Source organism: Cupriavidus basilensis, assembly GCF_029335485.1.
Taxonomy (GTDB): Bacteria; Pseudomonadota; Gammaproteobacteria; order Burkholderiales; family Burkholderiaceae; genus Cupriavidus; species Cupriavidus basilensis_E.
Genome location: NZ_JARJLM010000010.1, coordinates 1 through 2,292, shown reverse-complemented (window position 1 = coordinate 2,292; position 2,292 = coordinate 1). Strand labels below are relative to the sequence as shown.

At 65.4% G+C, this 2,292-nt stretch carries 3 protein-coding genes; 1 reads left to right on the top strand and 2 read right to left on the bottom strand.

Features of this window, described 5'->3' with window-relative positions; translation table 11 throughout:
* Positions 1–41 precede the first annotated feature (41 nt).
* On the bottom strand, positions 42–737 hold the full coding sequence (locus tag P3W85_RS00665) for a fumarylacetoacetate hydrolase family protein (protein ID WP_276263353.1): 696 nt from the start codon (positions 735–737) through the stop codon (positions 42–44).
* Positions 738–775: 38 nt separating this feature from the next.
* Positions 776–1,198, bottom strand: a complete 423-nt coding sequence (locus P3W85_RS00660) for a VOC family protein (RefSeq protein ID WP_276263352.1) — start codon at positions 1,196–1,198, stop codon at positions 776–778.
* Between the two features lie 176 nt (positions 1,199–1,374).
* Between P3W85_RS00660 and P3W85_RS00655 the strand changes: the two genes are divergently transcribed.
* Positions 1,375–2,256 (top strand): LysR family transcriptional regulator, encoded by an 882-nt coding sequence (locus P3W85_RS00655; RefSeq protein WP_276263351.1) that lies wholly within the window; start codon positions 1,375–1,377, stop codon positions 2,254–2,256.
* The last annotated feature ends 36 nt before the right edge of the window (positions 2,257–2,292 follow it).

Here is a 2,292-nt window from a genome sequence, read left to right as displayed (position 1 = left end):
CGATCAGGCCGCCGCGATGGCTGCGCTGCGCGCTGTTTGTGTTACCGCTTGCCGATCCGGAAGGCGATATCGCCGATGCCCTCGACGCCTGCCGTGACTTCATCGCCGGGTTGCAGCGCGCCGACGCCGGCGGGCGTGCCGGTGAAGATCAGGTCGCCGGGGGCGAGGGTCACGCTTTGCGAGATATAGGCAATGACATCGGCCACCGGCCAGATCAGCTCGTTCAGGTCGCCCTCCTGGCGGATCTCGCCGTTGACCTTGAGCCATATGCGGCCCTCGGCCGGATGCCCGGCGCTGGTCACCGGGTGCAGCGGGCCGCACGGGCCCGAGGCGTCGAAGCTCTTGGACCAGTCCCACGGCCGGCTCATCTTCTTGGCGGTGTCTTGCAGGTCGCGCCGGGTCAGGTCCACGCCCACGCCGTAGCCCCAGACCAGGTCCAGCGCCTGCGCCGGCGTTACGTCGGCGCCACCTTTGCCGATCGCCACCACCAGTTCGATCTCGTGGTGGAGGTTTTCCGTCAGCGGCGGATAGGGCACGGTCGCCGCGGCGGCCACGACCGCATCCGCGGGCTTGGTGAAGAAGAACGGCGCTTCGCGGTCCGGGTCATTGCCCATCTCGCGGGCATGCGCGGCGTAGTTGCGGCCCACGCAGAACACGCGGCGGATGGGAAAGCGGGCGCTGCTGCCAGCCACGGCGACACTGGCTTGCGCGGCGGGCTGGATAACGAATTCGGTCATGTCTGGGCCTATCTCCATGTATTCGTGCATGCGGGGGATTACTTGGCGAAGACCTGGCTGAGGTCGCCAAATGCCTTGAATTCCAGGGCGTTGCCCGACGGGTCGAGGAAGAACATGGTCGCCTGCTCGCCGACCTGTCCCTTGAAGCGCACATGCGGCTCGATCACGAATTTCGTACCGGCGGCGCGCAGCTTGTCCGCCAGGGCTTCCCACGCTTGCATCGGCAGGATGGCACCGAAGTGCCGCACCGGCACCTCGTCGCCATCGACGGCGCTGGTCGCGCGATGGCCGCATTCTTCCGGCGCAAGGTGGGCCACCACCTGATGGCCATGGAAGTTGAAGTCGATCCAGGCCTCGGAACTGCGGCCTTCGGGGCAACCCAGCAATTCGCCATAGAAGCGGCGGGCCTCGCTCAGGTCGTTAACGGGGAATGCCAGGTGAAACAGCGGAGTTGCGTTCATGGGGCGGCTCTTTTGAGGGGCGGGATTGCAGATCGACGCCTGGTGGCGCGCGCATTGATTGTAGTCAGCAGAAGCCGTAATATGAAACGAATGATTTCTGCCCTAAGCATCGAATATTTCGATAAGCCATTCGATGAGAGGATCCGCTGGATGAACCGATAGACGATGGACGACAGTTGATTCGCTACTTCCGTACCTTTCTTGTGGCAGCGGAGACCGCTTCGTTTTCCGCTGCCGGCGCGCGGCTTGCCCTGACGCAGTCCGCCGTGAGCACCCAGATACGCCGGCTGGAGGAAGACCTGGGATGCACTTTGTTCGATCGCGCGGGCAAATCGGTCACGCTGAGCGAAGAGGGCCGCAAGCTGCTGCCGGAGGCGGTCCGTTTCGTCGAGCTCTATGCATCGATGAAGGGCCGCGCGCACGTCGCCTCCGACACCGCGCCGCTGGATCTGGGCGCGGTCTCGACCGTGCAGGCCACCCTGCTGCCCAAGGCGATGAAGCGTTTCCGCGCCGGTTTTCCCAAGACCCACGTCAATATCGTTCCCGGCATGTCCACCCAGTTGCTGACCCAGGTGGATGCCCGCGAACTCGACGTGGCGGTGCTGATCAAGCCCAGGCTTGGCATTCCCCAGGAGCTGAAATGGGTGCCGCTGATGCGGGAGCGCTTTGTCGGCATCGCGCCCTCCGGATCCCCGCGCGAGCTGAAGACGCTGTTGGCGGCACTGCCCTTCATCCGCTACAACCGGCATTCCATGGGCGGCCAGCTGGTGGACCGCTATCTCCGGCGGCACCGGCTGTGGGTGGAAGAGAGCATGGAACTGGACGAGCCCGCGGTCATCCTGCAGATGGTTGGCGAGGGGCTGGGCTGTGCGATCATTCCCGCCGAACTGGTGCCGCTGGGGGCAACGCCGAATGTCGAGGTGATCCCCTTGCCGGGGCAGCCGGTCTTTCGCGAGATCGGGGTGCTGGTCCGGCAGTCGGCGCTGAAGCGCGCGCCGCTGGCGGCGTTGATCGATGCGCTTGTGGCCGAAGCCGCGTGCTGGCAGCCGCAGGGCTGAGCGGCGGCGGATATCCTGACCTTTCGCGACGCCGTT

Bases quoted from the DNA above. Each gene is read 5' to 3' on its own strand.
- P3W85_RS00660 (WP_276263352.1), bottom strand. From the start codon at position 1,198: ATGAACGCAACTCCGCTGTTTCACCTGGCATTCCCCGTTAACGACCTG.
- P3W85_RS00665 (WP_276263353.1), bottom strand. From the start codon at position 737: ATGACCGAATTCGTTATCCAGCCCGCCGCGCAAGCCAGTGTCGCCGTG.